Annotated in this window: 16 protein-coding genes; 7 read left to right on the forward strand and 9 right to left on the reverse strand. The window is 73.0% G+C overall.

The window, feature by feature from the left end:
• Positions 1–201: 201 nt before the first annotated feature.
• The gene (locus ACSRUE_RS32340; RefSeq protein WP_441286958.1) at positions 202–1,212 is read right to left on the reverse strand and encodes a hypothetical protein; all 1,011 of its coding nucleotides are present in this window, start codon (positions 1,210–1,212) and stop codon (positions 202–204) included.
• Positions 1,213–1,326: 114 nt separating this feature from the next.
• On the opposite strand from ACSRUE_RS32340, the gene ACSRUE_RS32345 reads away from it, so the two are divergent.
• The gene (locus ACSRUE_RS32345; RefSeq protein WP_437768073.1) at positions 1,327–2,403 is read left to right on the forward strand and encodes a glycosyltransferase family protein; all 1,077 of its coding nucleotides are present in this window, start codon (positions 1,327–1,329) and stop codon (positions 2,401–2,403) included.
• A 61-nt stretch (positions 2,404–2,464) separates the two neighbouring features.
• On the opposite strand, the gene ACSRUE_RS32350 is transcribed toward ACSRUE_RS32345, so the two are convergent.
• Complete coding sequence (locus tag ACSRUE_RS32350) at positions 2,465–3,256, reverse strand: Stp1/IreP family PP2C-type Ser/Thr phosphatase (RefSeq protein ID WP_437768074.1); 792 nt, start codon at positions 3,254–3,256, stop codon at positions 2,465–2,467.
• Positions 3,257–3,313: 57 nt separating this feature from the next.
• Here ACSRUE_RS32350 and ACSRUE_RS32355 point away from each other — a divergent pair, with 57 nt between their 5' ends.
• On the forward strand, positions 3,314–4,699 hold the full coding sequence (locus ACSRUE_RS32355) for an aldehyde dehydrogenase family protein (protein ID WP_441286959.1): 1,386 nt from the start codon (positions 3,314–3,316) through the stop codon (positions 4,697–4,699).
• A 104-nt stretch (positions 4,700–4,803) separates the two neighbouring features.
• The gene (locus tag ACSRUE_RS32360; RefSeq protein ID WP_441286960.1) at positions 4,804–5,232 is read left to right on the forward strand and encodes a VOC family protein; all 429 of its coding nucleotides are present in this window, start codon (positions 4,804–4,806) and stop codon (positions 5,230–5,232) included.
• A 132-nt stretch (positions 5,233–5,364) separates the two neighbouring features.
• Here the strand turns inward: ACSRUE_RS32360 and ACSRUE_RS32365 are convergent, their stop codons facing one another.
• The 3 genes from ACSRUE_RS32365 to ACSRUE_RS32375 form a co-directional block, all read right to left on the reverse strand.
• Positions 5,365–8,037, reverse strand: a complete 2,673-nt coding sequence (locus ACSRUE_RS32365; protein WP_441286961.1) for a hypothetical protein — start codon at positions 8,035–8,037, stop codon at positions 5,365–5,367.
• Positions 8,038–8,339: 302 nt separating this feature from the next.
• Positions 8,340–8,951 carry a 30S ribosomal protein S4 gene (rpsD, locus tag ACSRUE_RS32370; protein WP_437552965.1) on the reverse strand — a complete coding sequence of 204 codons (612 nt, stop codon included), beginning with the start codon at positions 8,949–8,951 and terminating at the stop codon, positions 8,340–8,342.
• A 167-nt stretch (positions 8,952–9,118) separates the two neighbouring features.
• Positions 9,119–9,901, reverse strand: a complete 783-nt coding sequence (locus ACSRUE_RS32375; RefSeq protein WP_441286962.1) for a class I SAM-dependent methyltransferase — start codon at positions 9,899–9,901, stop codon at positions 9,119–9,121.
• Between the two features lie 235 nt (positions 9,902–10,136).
• On the opposite strand from ACSRUE_RS32375, the gene ACSRUE_RS32380 reads away from it, so the two are divergent.
• The gene (locus ACSRUE_RS32380) at positions 10,137–10,283 is read left to right on the forward strand and encodes a hypothetical protein (protein ID WP_441286963.1); all 147 of its coding nucleotides are present in this window, start codon (positions 10,137–10,139) and stop codon (positions 10,281–10,283) included.
• Between the two features lie 17 nt (positions 10,284–10,300).
• Here ACSRUE_RS32380 and ACSRUE_RS32385 read toward each other — a convergent pair whose 3' ends face one another.
• The 4 genes from ACSRUE_RS32385 to ACSRUE_RS32400 all read right to left on the reverse strand — a co-directional run bounded on the left by ACSRUE_RS32385 (position 10,301) and on the right by ACSRUE_RS32400 (position 14,932).
• Positions 10,301–10,831, reverse strand: a complete 531-nt coding sequence (locus ACSRUE_RS32385; protein ID WP_441286964.1) for a GNAT family N-acetyltransferase — start codon at positions 10,829–10,831, stop codon at positions 10,301–10,303.
• Between the two features lie 150 nt (positions 10,832–10,981).
• Positions 10,982–12,115: a UTP--glucose-1-phosphate uridylyltransferase gene (locus tag ACSRUE_RS32390; RefSeq protein ID WP_441286965.1), complete on the reverse strand. Its 1,134-nt coding sequence runs from the start codon at positions 12,113–12,115 to the stop codon at positions 10,982–10,984.
• 255 nt (positions 12,116–12,370) lie between these two features.
• Positions 12,371–13,321 (reverse strand): Uma2 family endonuclease, encoded by a 951-nt coding sequence (locus ACSRUE_RS32395; protein WP_441286966.1) that lies wholly within the window; start codon positions 13,319–13,321, stop codon positions 12,371–12,373.
• A gap of 96 nt (positions 13,322–13,417) precedes the next feature.
• Positions 13,418–14,932, reverse strand: coding sequence for an O-antigen ligase family protein (locus tag ACSRUE_RS32400; RefSeq protein ID WP_441286967.1), 1,515 nt, complete (start codon positions 14,930–14,932; stop codon positions 13,418–13,420).
• Between the two features lie 260 nt (positions 14,933–15,192).
• On the opposite strand from ACSRUE_RS32400, the gene ACSRUE_RS32405 reads away from it, so the two are divergent.
• The 3 genes from ACSRUE_RS32405 (at position 15,193) to ACSRUE_RS32415 (ending at position 18,354) form a co-directional block, all read left to right on the forward strand.
• A complete protein-coding gene (locus ACSRUE_RS32405; RefSeq protein WP_441286968.1) occupies positions 15,193–15,798 on the forward strand; it encodes a polysaccharide biosynthesis/export family protein in 606 nt (201 codons plus the stop codon).
• A gap of 142 nt (positions 15,799–15,940) precedes the next feature.
• On the forward strand, positions 15,941–17,155 hold the full coding sequence (locus ACSRUE_RS32410) for a hypothetical protein (protein WP_441286969.1): 1,215 nt from the start codon (positions 15,941–15,943) through the stop codon (positions 17,153–17,155).
• A 179-nt stretch (positions 17,156–17,334) separates the two neighbouring features.
• Positions 17,335–18,354, forward strand: a complete 1,020-nt coding sequence (locus ACSRUE_RS32415; protein WP_441286970.1) for an AraC family transcriptional regulator — start codon at positions 17,335–17,337, stop codon at positions 18,352–18,354.
• Positions 18,355–18,490: the final 136 nt, after the last annotated feature.

Here is an 18,490-nt window from a genome sequence, read left to right on the forward strand (position 1 = left end):
CCGGCGGTCCGGCCCGAGCGGCGCCGGCGTTCGTGACCCCTGTCGCCCGCCCCGTGCCGGCGCCATGACGGGTTCATGTCAACGCACACGAAGAAGACGTCTATCGGCCTGTCCGGCAACAGCAGGCCGAAGAACAAGAACAAGCGACATCACTGGAAGCGCTACCGCGGCCAGGGCAAGTCCCACCACGGGTGATCGCCGTCACGGCGAGGTGAGCCGGCGAGCGCAGCCGGCCGCCCGGCCCACGAGCGCGGCGGCCGCGATCACGCCGCGCGCCCGCAGCGTATCCGGGGGTGAGCGCGCCTCCGGCGGCGCGACAAACGCCTCGAGCCAGGCCTCGGCCGGCGGCCGCGCCAGCACCCCGCCGAGGTCGAACAGTGAGAGATCCGAGACCCCGGCCGCCACCGCGGCGGCCACGTCCTCGCGGAGCTCGGCGACCGAGCGGTAGACCGGCTCGTCGCCGAGCGCGCCTTTGCCCACGGCGCCCAGCGAGGCGGCCGCCCTCGGACCGAACCGCCGGGCGGCGGCGTGGCACCCCCAGGCGAGCAGCGCGAGCGCGTCCTCCCGGCCGAGCGCGCCGCGCGAATACCCCTCGAACAGCGACGTGTACAGCATCGCGCCGACGCGCCCCCACGGCGGCGCGGACACGGGCGTCCCGAGCTGCCGCTCCCAGCCGCGTTCCGGCCCGTCGCGCCCGTCGGCCAAGACGAGCGGCACGATCGCGGCCGAGGTCGCCGCCCCGCGCGCGTGCACCGCGCCCGCCAGCTCCGCGTACGCGCGCTGCGCATCGCTCCACCGCGGGCTCCCCCGGGCTCCCCGCGGCCCACCGCCGAGCAGATCGAGCGCGCCGCGCCCCCCCGCGAGCGCCCGCCGCACCGCCTCGATCGGCGGCTCGAGATCGAACACGACCTCCGCCGCGGGCAGGCGCCGCGCGTCGAGCGCGTCCAGCAGCCGCGCGACGAACGCGCCGAACGCCGCCGCATTGCCGGCGCTCGCCCAGCGCCCGTCCTCGTCCGCGATCATCGGCCACACCGCGACCGCCACCCCCGCGTCCGCGCACGCCGCCGCGAGATCCGGCAGCCCCGCTGCGGTCTCCGGCCGCACCGCGATCGAGAGCTCCAGCGCATACCGCCGCAGCAGCGCGAGCGTCCCGGGCGCCCGCACCACCTCGAGCGGCAGCAGCTCGCTCCAGATCCGGCGGCGGGGCGTCATGCCCGCCGCCCGCGCCGCGGCGCCGCCTGCGCTCGGCCGCCGCCCTCGCCGCCCGCGCGGCGGCGCCGCCGTTTCCTTCCGAACGCCCCAGAGCCCTCGCTACACTCGCGCGTCATGAAGATCCTCTATGGCGTCGTCGGCGAAGGGATGGGGCACGCCATGCGCTCGCGCGTCGTGATCGAACACCTGCTCGCGCAGGGACACGAGCTCGAGATCATGGCGTCGGGCAGGGCGACCGACTTCCTGTCCAAGCGCTTCGCGGGGGTGAACCGCATCCACGGGCTCCACATGATCTACGAGGAGAACCGGGTGCGGCGCGGCAAGACGCTCTGGTCCAACGTGCTCTCCGGCGCGACGGGCACGCCGAAGAACATCGCCGCGTACTTCGAGCTCATCAAGGACTTTCGCCCCGAGCTCACCGTCAGCGACTTCGAGTCGTGGACGTACCTCTACGCCAAGCTCCACCGGCTGCCGATCCTCTCGGTCGACAACATGCAGATCATCAACCGGTGCACCCACGACGCGGAGATCCTCGCCGGCCACGAGGCGGGTTTCCAGCTCACGCGCGCGTTCGTGAAGAGCAAGCTGCCGTTCTGCAACCATTACGTCATCGCCACGTTCTTCCGCCCGCCGGTCCGCAAGCAGGAGACGACGCTGGTCCCGCCGATCCTCCGCCCCGAGATCATCGCCGCGAACCGCCGCCCCGGCGAGCACCTGCTCGTCTACCAGACCGCCGAGGGGAACGACGCGCTGTCGGCGACGCTCGCGAAGACCGGGCTCGAGTGCCGCATCTACGGGATGCGCCGGAACATCACGGAGGAGCAGGTCGAGGGCAACCTCCGCTACCGCCCCTTCAGCGAGGAGGGCTTCATCGACGACCTCGCCTCGTGCCGCGCCGTCATCGCCGGCGGCGGGTTCACGCTGATGGGGGAGGCGGTCTACCTGCGCAAGCCGATGCTCGCCGTCCCCCTCGGCCGCCAGTTCGAGCAGGTGCTCAACGCCCGCTACCTCGAGCGCGAGGGGTTCGGCCGCGGCGCCGATTCGCTCGACGACCCGGCCGTCGTCGCGGATTTCGTGAAGGCCATCCCGGCCTGTGAAGAGAAGCTCGCGGGCTACTCCCAGGACGGCAACCGGCGGCTGCTCGAGGTGATGGACGGCCTGCTCGATCGCGCGCACGCCGGCGTGCTCTGAGCGCGGCGGCCGGCGCGCCGCGCTCCGCCGGGATCCCTCCCCTGCTTCGGCCTGAAGCCCGCTACCGCGCGCTGCGGCTCCTGACGCCCTGGCGCTGGCTCCACGACGCCGACGCCGTCTCCTCGATCCGGATGAGCACGGCGGTGATGTTGTCGCGGCCACCGTTCTCGTTGGCGCAATCGATGAGCTTGCCGCACGCGTCGGCGAGCACGGCGTTGTCCTCGACGATGCGCGCGATCTCGCGATCGTCCACGAGCCCGTGGAGGCCGTCGGAGCAGAGGAGGAACACGTCGCCCGCCTCGACGCGCTCCGCGCGCAGGTCGATGTCGACGCTGGGGCCGATGCCGAGCGCCCGCGTGATCACGTTGCGGGGCAGGTAGGCGAGGTCGCGCTCGGTGAGGTCGGGCCGCTCGAGGAGCGCGTCCGCGATGAGCGAGTGGTCGCGGGTCAGCTGCGAGATATCGCCGTTGCGGAGGAGGTAGCAGCGGCTGTCGCCGGCGTGGGCGACGTAGAACTTCCGCTCCCGCGGCGAGAACGCCGCGGCGACGACCGTGGTCCCCATCCCGCGGTAGAACCGCGAGTCGTCGGCGTGCGCGAAGATGCGCGCGTTCGCGTACGTCACGGCGGCGCGCAGCCTGTCGCCGGTCGACGCCTTGCGCCGCTTGCCGTTCGCCTCGCGGAAGTAGCCGGCGATGGCGCTCGCGGCGATCCGGCTCGCGACCTCGCCGGCCTCGTGCCCGCCCATGCCATCCGCGACGACGTAGACGTTGAACTCGGGGAGGAGGATGTATCGGTCCTCGTTGTGGACCCGCTCCCTGCCGACGTCGGACAGACCTGCCGCGGTGGCGCGCATTCGCCCCGAGTCTAGACGACGCTTGGCCCCCCAGGGAACTGGGTTAATCTCCCCGCCATGTCCGACCTCGTGATCGACAACCCGTATACCCTCGAGGAAGCCGTCCGCCGGCCTCTTGCAGACGAGGCGGCAGCCGACCGGCTCCTCGACACCGCGACCGCCGCCGCGCGCCGCTTCTCGCGCACATCCGTCGCCGAGCGCGCCGCCCTGTGCCAGCGCGCGGTCGAGCACATCGAGGCCAACACCCCGTCGATCGCCGCCGACATCACCCGCATGATGGGCAAGCCCCTGCGCCAATCCCGCAATGAAGTCGCGGGGATGGCCAAGCGAGCCCGGCACATGATCTCGATCGCCGAGGGCGCGCTCGCCGAGGTCATCCTGCCGGAGCTCCCCGGGCTCGAGCGGCGGATCGTGCGCGCTCCGCTCGGTGTGGTCTTCAATCTCCCCGCCTGGAATTATCCGCTCCTCACCGCCGTGAACGTGGTCATCCCCGCGGTGCTCTCGGGCAATGTGGTGCTGCTCAAGCACTCGCCGCGCTCGCCGCTCTGCGGAGAGCACTTCGCGACGGCATTCGCGGAGGCCGGCGCGCCGCCCGGCCTCGTCCAGGCCTTCCACTGCGACCACGCCACGTCGGAGCGCATCGCGTCGGACCCGCGGGTCAACTTCGTCGGTTTCACCGGTTCCGTCGAAGGCGGACGCCGGATCTATGCGGCCACATCGAAGAAGGTGGCCGTCGACGCTGGCCTCGAGCTCGGCGGGAAGGACGGCGCCTACGTCGCGGCCGACGCGGACCTGGAGAAGGCCGTGGACGGGATCGTCGACGGCGCCTGTTACAACGCCGGACAGAGCTGCTGCGCTGTCGAGCGCGCGTATGTGCACCGCGACCTCTATCCGAAGTTCGTGGAGGCCGCGCTGGAGCTGATGAAGCGTTACGTCCTCGGCGATCCGACCGACGAGCGGACGAACCTGGGTCCGATGGCGCAGCCTCACGCGCCGGCGTTCCTGGAGGCGCAGGTGAAGCAGGCGCTCTCCCGGGGGGCGAAGGCGCTCTGCGGCGGTCGCGCGACCCAGGTCGACGGCCGCGGGCGCTTCTTCGAGCCGACGCTCCTCGTGGACACGGCGCCCGATCTCGACGTGATGCGCATCGAGTCGTTCGGGCCGGTGCTGCCCATCGTGCCGGTCTCGTCCGACGAGGAGGCGCTCGCGCTGATGAACGACAGCGATCTCGGGCTCACCGCGTCGATCTGGACGCGCGACCGCGAGCGCGCCGCGCGGCTCGCGCGCGAGCTCGACGTCGGCACGGTCTACATGAACCAGTGTGACACCCTGGATCCGGCGCTCCCGTGGACGGGCGCGAAGAACAGCGGCAAGGGCGCGACGCTCTCGACGCTCGGGTTCCTGCACCTGACGCGGCCGAAATCGATCAACTTCAAGATCGGCTGAAGGCCCAGGCGCGCGGCGCTAGCACCGCGCCGCGCGCAGCCCGCGAGCAGATGAGCTCGAATGAGTCTGCTTGCGCCACAGGCGAAGTGCGGTATCCCGAGGCGATGGAAACTCAAGAGATCTATCGCGGGCGCCTCATCGATCATGTTCAGCTCGTCGTGGCTGACCTCGCGGCGAGCAAGAAGTTCTATGGGGCCGTCTTCGAGACGATCGGGATCCCGATCGCAGGCGAGGCCGACGATTACTTCTGGGCCGACGAGCTCTTCATCTCGAGCGTGGACTCGCCGTCCGCGGCCGGCGTGACCACCGGCCGGACGCACCTCGCGTTCCAGGCGAGCGACCGCGCGACGGTCGATCGGTTCCACGCCGCCGCGGTCGCCGCGGGCGGCAAGGACAACGGCGCTCCGGGCGAGCGCCCGTACCACCCCGGCTACTACGCGGCGTTCGTGCTCGACCCGGATGGGAACAACATCGAGGTCGTCCACCACGGCACGGCGAACAGGTCGTCGGACGCGGTAAAAATCACGTTCTGACCGCGAGGATGCGGCGGGAGCATTGAAGAACCGACAGAGAGTGGATTGAAATAGGCACGAGCGCCAGCGCACCACCGCTGCTCCTCCGGCGCTTCTTTCCCTGCGTGCCTCTCGGCGTCTACTCGTCTCTCCTCAGACGGACTGCCCGGCTGGCGCACCGTCGATGCAGATCCGCTTCCTGGCGACGGGCCTCGGCGCGACGTCGTTCAGGACCACCCCGAGGATGCGGCGATCGCCGAGCTGCTCGGCGGCCCTCGTCAGCGACGACGCCCGGGTCAGCGAGGCGCGCGCGACGAGAACGATGCCGTCGGAGGCGTCCTCGATGACGTTGGCGTCGCCCGAGCCAAGGACCGGAGGGCCGTCGATGACGACGTAATCGTGGTAGCGCCGCAGCGTGCGCATCGCGGCCTCGAAGTGGACCGAGTGGAGCGCCGCGGGGTAGCTCGCCTCGAACGATGGCTCCGCGAGCACCGAGAGCGACTGGCTGACGGCGATGACGCCGAGCGGGCGGATCTCGCCGGCCATCCGCCGCCGGAGCTGCTCCGAGAAGCTCGCATGCGCGGGCAGCCGCAGGCCGAGCGTCGCCGCGACGCGGGGGCACGCGAGGTGGCCGTCGACGAGCAGCACCCGGGCGCGCTCGGCCTCGGCGAGCGTCATCGCGAGGCGGATCGCGAGCGCGGTCTTGCCCTCGGCCCGGCCGGGGCTCACCACCGCGACCACGAGCGGCTCGCCCGCCCGCCGCTGATCGAGCCGGTGCCGGAGGACCCGGAGCGCCGCGAGCGCGGGCGCGGGCGCGCCCCGGAGCAGCTCGAACACGCCGTGCCCCTCGGGATCGAGGTCCGCGCCGATGATCACCACCTCGGGCCCGTCGAGCGCGGGGCTGCCGGCGCGCGCGAACGAACGAACGCCCACGCGGGCGAGCGGCGCCTCGGGCGCGCTCCAGGATGACCGGTCGACCACCTCGCAGTCACCGAGGTCGAGGCCGTCCCGGAGCGTGTCCTCCGGGGCGGCGCCGTCCGGAGCGGCCTCTTCCGGCGCGCCGGGCGGCTCCGTGCCGGGCCTGGCCGCGCCGGGCGGCTCCGTGCCGTACCCGGGCCCGCCGGGCGGCTCTGCGCCGTACCCCGGCTCGCCGGGCGGCTCTGCGTAGTACGCGGGCACGATCGTGCGCTCGCGGAGCGGCGGGCGCGCCGGGAGCTCCGGCATCGCGGCCAGCAGGGCCGGGCCGCCGAGCGCGTGGATGTCGCCGCCGTCGTAGAGCGTGTCGTTGAGCAGCACCCGGGCCCCGGCGACGCCGAGCGCGAAGAAGAACGTCACCGCGGCGCCCGCGAAGAAGACGCGGCCCCGCCCCCGGTCAGGGCGGCTCGGCAGGTAGGCCTGGTCGAGGACATCGAGCTCGGTCTCACTCTTGTTCTCGGCGGCGTCCGCGGACAGGTCGGCGGCCCGCTCGTTGGCCTGAACGGCCTTCAGGTACTCGCGCGCCCGCTCCAGATCGAGGCGGAGCCGGTGCCACTCGGTCTCGAGCTCGATCACGCGCTCCTCGGCGCCCCCGTCGGCCGTCCACGGCGGCGCGCGCGGCGCCTCGCCCCTGGCCGCGCTCTCCGCCGGCGCGCGCGGCGCCTCGCTCGCCGGCGCCCTGCCGCCTCCTGCGCGCGCGCGCAGGCCCGCGATCTGCCGGAGGAGCGCGGTCCGCTCCGCCGCGAGCGCCGCGCGCCGCGACGGCGTGAGCGCGCGCGCCTCGCGCGCCTCGCGCGCCTCGCGCGCCTCGCCGATCGACGCCTCGGTGACGCCCGCGCGCACGAGCCCGAGCGCGCTCTCGGCCGCGGTGAGCTGGCCCTTCGCCGCCTCGACGCGGCGCTTCGCGGCAACGGCGTCCGGGTGGATCGGGGTCACGGTCGTGAGCTTCTCGGCGAGCGCCGCCTCGGCTGCCGCGACCGCGGCGACGGCGGCGGTGCGGGCCCGCTGCGCCTCGACGACGCTCTGGGGCAGCGGCTGCCCCGGCGCCGCCGCCGGCGAGCGCCCGGCCCCGAGCAGCGCCTCGACCCGCGCGAGCTGCCGCTCGAGCGCCGCGAGCTGCGGGTCGACCGGGCGAGCAGGCTGCGCTGACGACAGAGCGCGCGCTCCAGCCGCGGGCACGCCGGGCGGGCCGAGCGGCTGGGGCGCCGGCGCATACGGAGAGTCGTTGAGCCCCCACTGGAACTGCGGATTCCTGGCGAGGAACGTCGCCAGCGCGCGGCTCGCCGCGTCGACCTTGGAGCTGGCCTCGGCGAGCTCTTTCCGCAGGAAATCGCGGGTCATCGTCGCCGTGCCGAGGCTGTCGCGGCGGTAGTCGTCGAGCAGGATCTGCGTGAGGCGGGCGGCGACCTGCTGCGCCACGTGCGGATCGTCGTGGGTGAACGAGACGACGTACGTATCGCTGCTCTGCGCGCGGAAGCCGACGTGGGTCTTCATCTCCTCGACGGCCTCGACCATCGAGCGGGCGGTCTTCTCCGGGTAGAGCCCGAACGCCTCGACGACGCCGGCGAGCGTCCCGCGCGCGGTGAGCGCGTCCTTGAGCTTCGACCCGAGGCGCGCCGCGCGCGCGGTGCTGCTCTGGGGATCGCGGCCGGTCTGGATGGTGTCGCGGTAGAGGATCGTGGCCTCGCTCCGCCACACCCGCTTCGTGGCGAGCGCCAGGGCGAGGGAGATCGCGAGTCCGACGGCCATCATCGCGGCCGCTCCGCGCCAGTACATCCGTACCCGGCCGAGGACGCTTATCGCGCGATCCAGGCGCTCCCGGGGTGTGCTCTCCGTGCTCAGGCTGGCCATGGTGTTCCTCGCCCCGCGGGCAGCGCGTCCGGCTCCGCGCGGCGCGGCGGGCGCGCGCGGAGGCGCTCCGCTCCCGCACGGCAAGGCGCGTGCTCGCGGGCGCGTCACCCCGGGACGCAGCCGGCTCGGCGCCACCACGCGCTGACCGCGTGGGAGAGGGCCGACGCCGGCGAACGCCACGGACATTCCGCGTCCGGCGAGCGCGGCTCGCCTCGCGGACGCTCCCAGGAAGGTGGGCGCTCGTCGCGACCGCCCCGCGTCGAGGGAGGCGGGCTCGCCGGCGCGGCGAGCCCTGGTCCTCGTCACAGGCGCTGCGAGTAGTACTCGATGATGAGCTGAACCGCGATGGGGAACGGGATGCTCGTCTCGTCCGGCAGCGCGGCCACGCGCGCCTGCCGGGCGTCCTTGTCGACCGCGAGCCACGTGGGGGCTTCCATGTCCGTCCTCGCGAGGCCCTCCACGACGGTCCGGTGGTCACGGCGCTTCTCGCTCACGCTCACCGTCTCTCCGGTGGTGACGCGGTAGGACGGGATATCGACGCGTTTTCCGTTGATGAGCACGTGCCCGTGCGCCACCAGCTGTCGCGCGGCCGGGATGGTGCGCGCGAAGCCCGCGCGGAAGATGACGTTGTCGAGCCGCCGCTCGAGCAGCTCGATGAGCTTCGTCCCGGCGGCGAGATCGCTCCTGCGCGCCTCGAGCATGAGCGTCTTCAGCTGCGTGTCGGTGAGGCCGTAGTTGAGCCTGACCTTCTGCTTCTCGCGGAGCCGCAGGGCGAACTCGCTGAGCTTCTTGCGGGCCTGTCCGTGCTGCCCAGGGGGGTAAGGCCTCCGCTCCGTCTTCTTGGCCGACAGCCCGGGGAGCTCGACCCCGAGCGCGCGCATGACCTTGACGCGAGGTCCGGTGTAACGGCTCATGCCCGGGCCCTCCCCAGGGACGCGCGCGCGTCGCGATGGTGGAGCGCGGCGCCGCAGGGCGCCGGTGCGTCAACGTAGTCCTGGATGTTCATCGAGCGTCTCTGTCCTTGTTCATGGGTCTTGCTGTTCCTTGTGATGGAGGTGTACCCGACGGTGCCATCGGGGGCTCACACGCGCCGGAGGTGGCGGAGGATCGGGAACTGCGCTTTGCGGAAGAAGCGCGCGAGTCCATTCGTGGTCCGGAAGCGGGCGCCGAGCGGCTCGGGATAGTCGCTATCGCCGAGGACGCGCAGCCATGGAAACGTCTCGACGACGCCTCCCTCTCGGTGGAGCTCCACGTGACGCGCGCCCCTCGCCGCGGTGGGACGGAGCTGGAGGCACGGGCTCGCGTCGAGCAGGAGCTCCACGTCCTTGGCGAGGCGCAGGGAGACCTGGGTCAAGAAGGCGCCGATCCGCTCGGGGCCGAGGTGGGAGAAGAGGCCGAGGCCGAGGATCAACGTGGGCCAGTCCTGCGCGTCGGCGAGCTGATCGATCCAGCGATCGCAGCCGGGGGACGCCGTGGCCAGCGCGTACCGTGGCGTCTGCGGGGCGCGCCGGGACTTCCACGCGACCACGCGGGGAACGTCGATGTCGATCCAGTGGAGCTGCCCGTTGTCGACGCGCGAGAACCGGGTGCACGGCCCGGAGAAGAGCCCGATGGCCAGCCCGTCCGGGTGACGGCGGAAGAAGTCGTCCACGACGTCGTCGACCAGCCGCGTGCGGGTCGCGAGGGGGCGGAGCTCCTGTTCCGTGAAGCCAGCGCGCTCGACCTCGAGCACGCGGGCGAGCTGGCGCGCTTCCTCGTCGTGGAGCCCGAGGTCGGGAAACGCGTCGGAGGCGTACGCGCACGCGGCGACTCCCGCGAGCTCGCGTCGAGCAAACGAAGGGGCAGCGTCGATACTGAAAATCATTTTCATTTTCGTTACAGGGACGTGCGCCCTGTGTCAAGCAGCCGCGGCCGCGACCCCACCCAGGTTGAGCTGCGACCCCACCCAGGGGGTCCGTTCGGGAGGGGTCGGCCCGGCGTGGGTGGCGGCCCGCCGGGCTGGTGGGGCGACTGGTTCGGAGGGCCGCCGCTCCGCGCCGATCGCGGCGGGGTGCGCTACCTCGTGCTCGACGTGCTCGCCGACCGAGCTCGGCTCGCTCATGAAGATGCTGCGCCACGCGATGCGCCGGGGGCGCATCACGCCCGCCGTGCTCGCGCGCACCGTGAAGGGGCTCGACAAGACGGCGGCCGAGATCGAGGAGCTGCTCGCCGACGATCCGGAGGGGCGCGCCGGCCGGCGCCCGTGACCCTCGCCGCCGTGGGATCAGGGCGCGACGCGCTCAGGCACGCTCTCGAAGCAGAACACCCGCCAGGCGTGTGGCTGGCCAGGACGCACGAGCTCCGTCACGGCGCCGCTCGTGAACTCCGCGACGACACCGCGCCAGAACGCGAGAGCGCCCCGGTTCCCCTCGGCGACGCGCACGGTCCACTTCCCGGGAACAGCGTTCCATAGGAGGCACGCCGCCTGGCGGCCCACGCCAGAGCGGCGATAGCGGCGAAGGACGAAGAACTCGGCCACATCGAGGGTGTCCGGGTCCTCCACCGCCGGCGAGCCGCGCGCCGCCAGGACAAACCCAGCGACGCGCCCGCCGCATCGAATGAGGAACGCGAACCGCCGCTCCCGCTCCGACCAGTAGAGAGGGAGCTTGGGGTAGCCGAAGCGCCCGTCCTGCCCCAGCTCGACAGCGGGGAACACGTCGCTGAGATCGTGAATGTACAGCTCGAGAAGGTTGGACAGGATCTCGGCATCCGCCTGCGTCGCCGCGTCCAGAGAGACCGTCTGCGCATCTGCCATATCCAGTCCTTCCAGTCCTCCCGTCCGCCAGCGCGCGCTCGGGCGCTCCTCGGCGGCGCGCAGCGCCTCGTCACACGCATCGATTCACGACGACAGACACGTTCGCTCGCCAGCCGCGCGCCCCGCGACGCGGCGACCTGTGCCCTCGGCTCAGCCGAGGAAGCCGCGCGCGCGGGCGATCGCCTCGATCGCCGGCCTCCGCCGCTCCAGCTCCTCGACGTCCTTGACGGGAAGGAACCGGGCCGCGAGGCCCTCGCGCGGGACGCGGACGAACCGGGCCGGCAGGCCGAACGTGACCTCGTTCAGGATGCGCTCGAACTGGATCGCCTTGCGGTCGTCCACCTTCTTCTCGACCTCCACATAGATCCAGTCCAGCGCGAGCGCGTCGAGCGCCTCGGCGCTCGCCAGGAAGGTGTTGGTGTTGAAGACGGGCACGACCTTCGGATCGAACCCGATCGGCAGCCGGAAGTCCTCTGCCATCACCGGTCGGCCGTTCCACCGCAGCGGCCCGCCGCCCTTGTCGCCGCCCTTGTCGACCACCTCGACGGAGAGGGGCCCGCCGTGGCCGAGGTGCCAGCCCAGGAGGACCGGATCGACGGTCGCGCCGAGGTTGTCGAGGTTGGCGATCCAGACGATCTTCCCGCCGCGAGCGATGAAGCGGCCGAGGAGGCCGCTCTCGCGGAGGGCGTCCGGGAGGTCGCCGTGGCCGGTGGCGTAGACGCTCGGCGCGCCCGCATCGTCCAGGAACAGCCCGCCTTCCGGGGTCAGGCGCAGCGAGACATGCTGCTCGAACGTGGCGCAGAGATCGCCCGGCTCGTCGAGCCGCGGGCCGAGCGCCTCGCGGATCGGTCCGTTCGTCGCCTCGCTCGTCATCAGCCACAGCGGGACCGGGACCCCTGTCGTGCGCCGGAGGTGATCGCTCTCGGCGAGGCGCAGATCGAGGAAGGTCCGACCGGGCAGCACCTCGACGAGCGCCTTGACCACGCCGCCCATCCGGGTGGCCATCCCGCCGGCGAGGACGCAGAGGGCGACCTCGCCCCGGCGCAGCGCGGCCAGGCCCGCCTCGCGGCAGCGGGCGCGCTCGGGCGTGCCCTCGGCGGGCAGGTCGGCGATATCGCCGGGCACGGGCGGCTCGACCGTGCCCTGGAGGCGGTTGCGGGCGTCCCGGTCCTTGCCGATGGACGCGGCCCACCGGGCGACGCGATCGGGGTCGAACCCGCGAGCCCGGAGGCGAGCGAGGAGCGGGCCAGGAAGCGCGGCGATCTGCTGGGTGAGGGAAGACACGGTATCCTCAAAAGACCACGAGGTGCTGCGCGTGGCAACGGCATCGTGCAGCCGGTCACGCCATTCAGAATGGGCGCGCCGCCTGCTTGAGAGGCATCTCGCGCCTGCGCACACACCCGAGCTCCGGATGGCGCTGAATGCGTCGTACGAGGCTCCCTGATGCCGCGTCGCTCGCCTGAAGATCGCCAGTTCCACGCCGAGAATGGACCCTCTCCAGGAAATCACGCGGACCTGGGAGCCCCGGTCCGGCTTCCGTCAGCGGCCGGCCGACTCCAGGAACAGCTCCTCCACCGCCGCCGCGGTCGCCGCGCGCTGGAGCCAGCGTCCCAGGACGTCCACGTCCGTCTCGCCGAGGATCCGGCCCCGCGCCTCCTCGCTCGCCGGGACGCCGCGCGCGTTCAGCAGCATCAGGATCGCCGCCGACAGCTGCCCCACCGCCTGCTCTGCCCGCGCCTGCTCCTGCTCTGCCCGCGCCTGCTCCTGCTCGATCCGGGCCTCGGCGGCCTCGATCATCCCCTCCAGCTTGCCCACCAGCTCGCTGGCGGTGACCAGCTCAGCGGTGTCCGCGTAAAAGCGGAGGCGCCCCGCCTCCACCGCCAGATCCAGATCGAGGACCTCCGATCGGTACCGCCCTGCGCGCGAGGGGATGCTCTCGTAGCGCCGCACGCCGGTGGGCGGTAGCCGGTGCGCTTTGAGGTGCCCGCGCGGGATGTCGTAGATGAAGTACTCACGGATCCCGAGGGTCGCGTAGCGCACGACGTTGTCGACGAAGTCCTTGCGCCAGTTGCCGGCGTAGTGCACCTCGATCGCGAGGTCGATCCCCTTGCCTTCGGCGCTGACCATCCAGCAGAGGCGCGGGGTGGGATCGACGTCGGTCACCGCGATCACGTCGGGCGTGAAGCCCTTCTCGCCCGGATAGTAGACCTTCATCTCGGCGCCGATGTAGATGCGCCGCCCGCGCCGGCCGAACCAGGCGCGGAGCGTGTCGCGGGCTTCCACCTTGGCGTCGAAGTGCGGATCCCCTTCGGCCATGGCCAGGCGCTCGTCGATCTCCTCCTGGGACATGGAGTCGACGAGCGCCGCGATCGCCTGCTGGCGCTGAGCGGGCGACATCGCGGCCCACTCGGCCTCCGTCGGGGCGCGCGGCGCCTCGGCCGGGATGGGCGCCGCAGCGGGGTCGACGGGCTTGCGGATGGGAGCCGACATCCCGCCCAGCATACCACCATTCCAGGGCGCTCCCGCCGGACGACCTGCCAGGCCGCGCCGCGGCCGGCCCAGGGGCCCCGGAGCTCGCGGGCGCGCTCACCCGAGGAACCGGAGCAGGACGTTGAGCAGCACGAGCACCAGGGACATCCCGCCGCACACGAGCGCGACCTCCCTCCCGGACACGCGCACCACGACGCGGCTGTCCTCGGCCCGCGCGGCGCCGTAGAGCGCGGCGGAGGCGCCGAACACCATGTAGAGGACGTCCTTGTAGGCCCACGAGAGGAAGAAGATGCCGATCAGCGCGCCGCACAGGCTCACGAAGATCGCCGGCGCGAACCGCCTCGTGGGGCCGACATCGACGTCGCCCAGCCAGATCGACAGCGGCACCTTGATCGACGCGTACAGGGCGAGCGCGAACAGGCACATCCCGAGCAGGCCCGTCTCGGCCGCGGCGAGGAGATAGGAGTTGTGGGCGGTCAAGCCGAGCGACGACTCGTCGCCAAACTGCCCTGCGCCGACGCCGATCCCCTTCGTCCGGCGGATCAGCTCGAACGCCTCCCGGAGCAGCTCGACGCGCTCGCCCGAGCTCTCGCTCGCCTCGTCGCCGCTCCGGCCCCCGAGCAGGAGCATGGGCGGCCCGACGAAGCAGGCGGCGATGACGCCGAGGGTCCCGCTCCGCCGGATGAAGCTGATGCCGAGGACCGCCAGGTACACGATGACGCCCGAGCGCGAGCGCGACAGGACGACCATCGCGCCGATCGCCGCGATGACGGCCGTCACGGGGAGCGCGCGGAGCGCCCCGGCCACGCGCGAGATCAGCCGATCCGTGAGCAGGACGGGCAGCGCCAGCGCGCGGCGCGCCCCGCAGGCCCGCGCCGGCCCTGGCGCAGCGCCGCCGGCCGACGGGGGCGGGCCTCCGCGGACGGACCTGCGCGGCCGGCGCGGGCCGGAGCGCCGCTCGGCGAGCGCGATCGCGAGCGGGATCGACATTCCGGCCATCAGCGAGAGCTCGTTGGGATCGGCGAGCGAGCCGCGGTAGCGGACGCGGCCATCGATCGTCGACGTGCCGAGCGGCCCAGGGCGCTCGCACCGGTAGTTGCCATCGGGCACGGGCGCCTCGATGCGGCAGTCGAGGTTGGTCTCGCAGGGGCGCCCATCCGGCTCGAGCTCGCCCTTGCCTTCCCAGTCGTCGGGCGCTGCGATCATGCAGCCGTGGGGCTGGAACGCCTGCACGATCGCGACCACGGTCGTGAGGACGGCGCAGCCGACGAGCGTGATCGCGAGCGCCCGCAGCCCTCGCGGCGAGGCGGCGGCGACGGCGACGGCGACGAAGATGCCCGCGACGGTCGCGAGCTGCATGCCGCGCTCCTCGAGCGCGGCCGGGCGCTTCAGCGCGGTGGTCAGCGCCGCCCAGGCGAGGAACGCGAGCGCATAGACGACCTGAGGCGCGAGCGCCGGCTTGAGCCGCCGCCACACGACGTCGAGGGCGACGCAGAGAAGGGTGATCCCGAACGCCGCGTGCACGAGCGGAATCCCCGAGAGCGCGGGGATGAACTCCTGCGGCTTGATGATGACGAGCGCGCACAGCGCGCACACGACCCACGCTGCCATGGTGTGGCGCGCCGTTCGCGTGGCGCGCGCCGCGCGCGGGCGGCCCGCGCCGCGCCCTCGTGACGGCCGCGCAGAGGCGCCCTGCGCGGGCGCGATGAGGCGCGGCGCGCATTCCCCCCTTCCGCGCGACGGATCTAGCACCGCGGCTCCGAGCGGCACGCGGGAAGAGCGCCAGTGCGCGCGCGCGGAGCAGGCGCGGAGCGCGGCCGCGGGATCGGCGCTTGCTGGAGCGCCATCCCATCAAGGAGGCTGGAAACCGCATGTGCTCCCGCTGTGTCCGGATTGCCCTGCTCTGCTCCGCGCTCACGGTCCTCATGGCGCTCCCGGGCTGCGGCGCGCGCGCCCCGCGGGTCGATTTCGATGCGGAGCGCCGCGCGACGAGCGCCTATGCCGTCGGCCCCGGCGACGTGCTGGAGGTGCGCGCCTGGAAGAACGAGGCGCTGAGCCAGCGCGTCACGGTGCGGCCCGACGGGTTCATCACGATCCCGCTCATCGGCGACGTCCTGGCGTCGGGGCGCACCGTCATGGGCGTCGCCGAGGACATCGCGACGCAGGCCGCCAAATTCTACCATGAGAAGCCGGTCGTCAGCGTCGAGGTGGCGGAGCTCCACAGCTACCGGGTCTACGTGATGGGCGAGGTGTCGCGCCCCGGCGAGTTCACGCCGAGGGGGCAGATCACCGTGCTCCAGGCGCTCGCCCTCGCGGGCGGATTCACGCGCTTCGCCGATCCCGACGAGGTGGTGATCGTCCGGCGCGACGCGATCGGCGAGCGCAGGATTCCGTTCGTGTTCGATGAGGTCGTCGGGAAAGGCGATCTCCGCGGGGACCTGCCGCTGCAAACGAACGATACCGTGGTGGTGCCGTAGAAGGCCCGCATCGGGGACACGTCTTCCGGGAGCAGGCTTGTCCGCGTGCGGCTGCGGCGCGCGCGGGCGGGCAGCGCTCACGTCGCAGAGAGCCCCCTGCGCTTCGACGGGCGTCCTCCCCTGCCCCGACGGACATCGCTGGATGATCGCCGCACCGAGTTCTGGCATCCTGGGAACGATGCGCCCCGAGGCCACGCCGCTCGTCGCCGTCGTGACCCTCGCGTTGCCGGTGCTCGTCGCGGCGTGTGCCCCCGCGAGCCCCGGCCCTCCGGGCCCCGCCGGCAAGGCCGCGGCGCCGCCAGGCACGCCAGCCCTCGCGGTGACCAGCGTGCCCTCTGGCCCGGGAGGCCCCGGGCCAGCCGGCGCCGCGTCCTCGGGGGCGGCGCGGGCCGATGGCGCGCAGGGCGCCGCGCCCTCCCCCGCTTCAACCGAGCCGGCCCCCGCCATCTCGGCCGACGAGGCCGAGGCGATCCTGTTCCCGGGCGACGCCCCCGCCCACCGGGACGCCATCGACGCCTGCCGGCGCGGGAACGCCGGGACGGCGGCCACGCCCAGCCCGGGGCACGAGCGCATCCGCTGCCTGCTCGCGCTCCGCTACCAGGGCGACCCGCAGGCCGCAGCGAGCGCGACCGCGCTCTTCGACCAGAACGGCAGCGTCGCCGGGCTGGAGCGGGAGCACATGATGGATGGCGGTTACCGCGGCATGCTCCACCTCGTCCCGGAGCTGCCGGTGCGCGCCGAGCGCCGCCACCTCGAGTGGACGGTCGCGGCCATCGCCGACTTCGACGCCTTCGTCGCGGATCTCGCGGCCGGGGCCAGCTCGCCCGTGCGCTATCGACACCGCGCACTCGCGCTCAAGTACTTCCGGTCCGTGCGGGCGCGGACGCCCTCCGCGTACGCCTCGGGCTGGACGGTCGCGTACAACCTCTCCGGCTCGCTCCACCGCGCCGCGGACGACGTGCGGGAGACGCTCTTCCACGAGCTCTTCCACCTGAACGACGGCGCGCACGGCGAGTGGTCCCAGGCGGCGCTCTCGCCGATCTACGACGGGATCGTCGCGCGCTGCGGGACGAGGATCACCTGCCTCACGCCGTACTCGCCGAACGAGACCCTCGTGAAGGGCGGCACGTACTACTCGTTCCAGCCTGGAAACGGCGTGGTGGAGTACGCCGCCGAGCTGGCGATCCGCTACTACCGCGAGCAGCGCGCGGCGCTCCGCGGCAAGCGGCTCGCGAAGGCGCCGTTCAAGTGCGGCCCGCCGGAGAACGCGCGGGCGTGGTCGCTGCTCGCGGGAGAGTTCTTCGGCGGCGCAGACCGGGTGGCGCCCTGCCGGGAAGGTCCTCCGGCAGCGCCCTGAGCCACACCGCAGCACGCGCTCTCGTCGTCCCACGCAACGCGCCTTGCCTAGACGCTCGAGTGGACGCTCGAGCAGCCCTGGACAGCGAGGCGGCGGGGGCCTCGGAGGGCCCGCGGCGATCGAGCGCGGCGGGTTCGGCGCCGGGCCTCCGGGCGGCTACGCTATCCTCGGCGCACGCCATGTCCGACGGCGATCTCGTGTTCGCATCCATGCCCGCCGGGCTCATCGCCTTCGCCTCGTCGTGCGGAGTTCCGCAGGAAGATCTCCTCCGGGCCGCCGGCGTCGCGCCCGAGGTCCTCGCCGCGCCCGACGAGCTCGTGCCGTATGCATCGCTCTTCTCGCTGTGGGAGCTCCTTCTCCAGCGCCTCCCCGGCGAGCCGCTCGGGCTGCGTTACGCGCGCTGCATCCCGGTGTCGGTCGTCGGCATCGTGGGGCACGTCCTTCGCCACAGCGAGACCCTGCGGCAGGGCGTCGCCGTCTATGGCCGCTTCTGCCGGCTGATGGACCCGCACCTCCGCGTCACCCTCGAGGAGCACGGCGGCGTCGCCCGCCTCGCGCTCGAGCATGAGCCGCGCGTCATCGCCATGGCCGAGCCGATCGAGATGATGATCGCGACGCTCGCGCGCTTCATCGCGCTCTACCTCGGCGCCTCGGCGCGGCCGATCGAGGCGCTGTTCCGCCATCCTCGACGGCACCCGCCGTCGCTCTACGAGGAGACGATCGGGGCCCCTGCCCGCTTCGAGGCGGGCGCGATGGGCCTCGTCTACGAGGCGCGTTTGCTCGACGCGCCCGTGGTCGGCGCGGACCCGTCGGTCCGCGATTACCTCGTCCGCCACGCCGAGCAGCTCCTCGCCGCGCGCGCCGCGCCCGCCGGCGCCGCGGCGCTCGACGCGCGCGTGCGCGCCCGCATCGACGAGCGGCTCGACCGCGGCGACGTGGACCAGGAGGGGATCGCGCGCTCTCTTGGCATGAGCACGCGCTCGCTCCAGCGCGCGCTCAAGGACATCGGCACCTCGTTCACGGCGCAGCTCGACGAGGCCCGGCGGGAGAAGGCGCTCGATCTCGTCCGCCGGCCTGACCTCGCGCTCCAGGAGATCGCGTTCCTGCTCGGTTATGGCGAGCCGCGCCACTTCTACCGCAGCTTCCGTCGCTGGACGGGCACGACACCGGGAGAGTACCGGCGCGCGCGCGCCCGGTAGCTTCGTGGGTCAGAAATCCCGACGAGCGCCGCGGAGCGAGGGATGCACCTGGGCGACGTGACGCTACGGCCCCTCTGCGTGCTCGTATGCCGGATGCCGTTCGTGCGCCGCGCGGCGGAGTCCGCGCGCGGGAGCC

The sequence above is a fragment of the Sorangium sp. KYC3313 genome (assembly GCF_052075895.1).
GTDB lineage: Bacteria > Myxococcota_A > Polyangia > Polyangiales > Polyangiaceae > Sorangium > Sorangium cellulosum_B.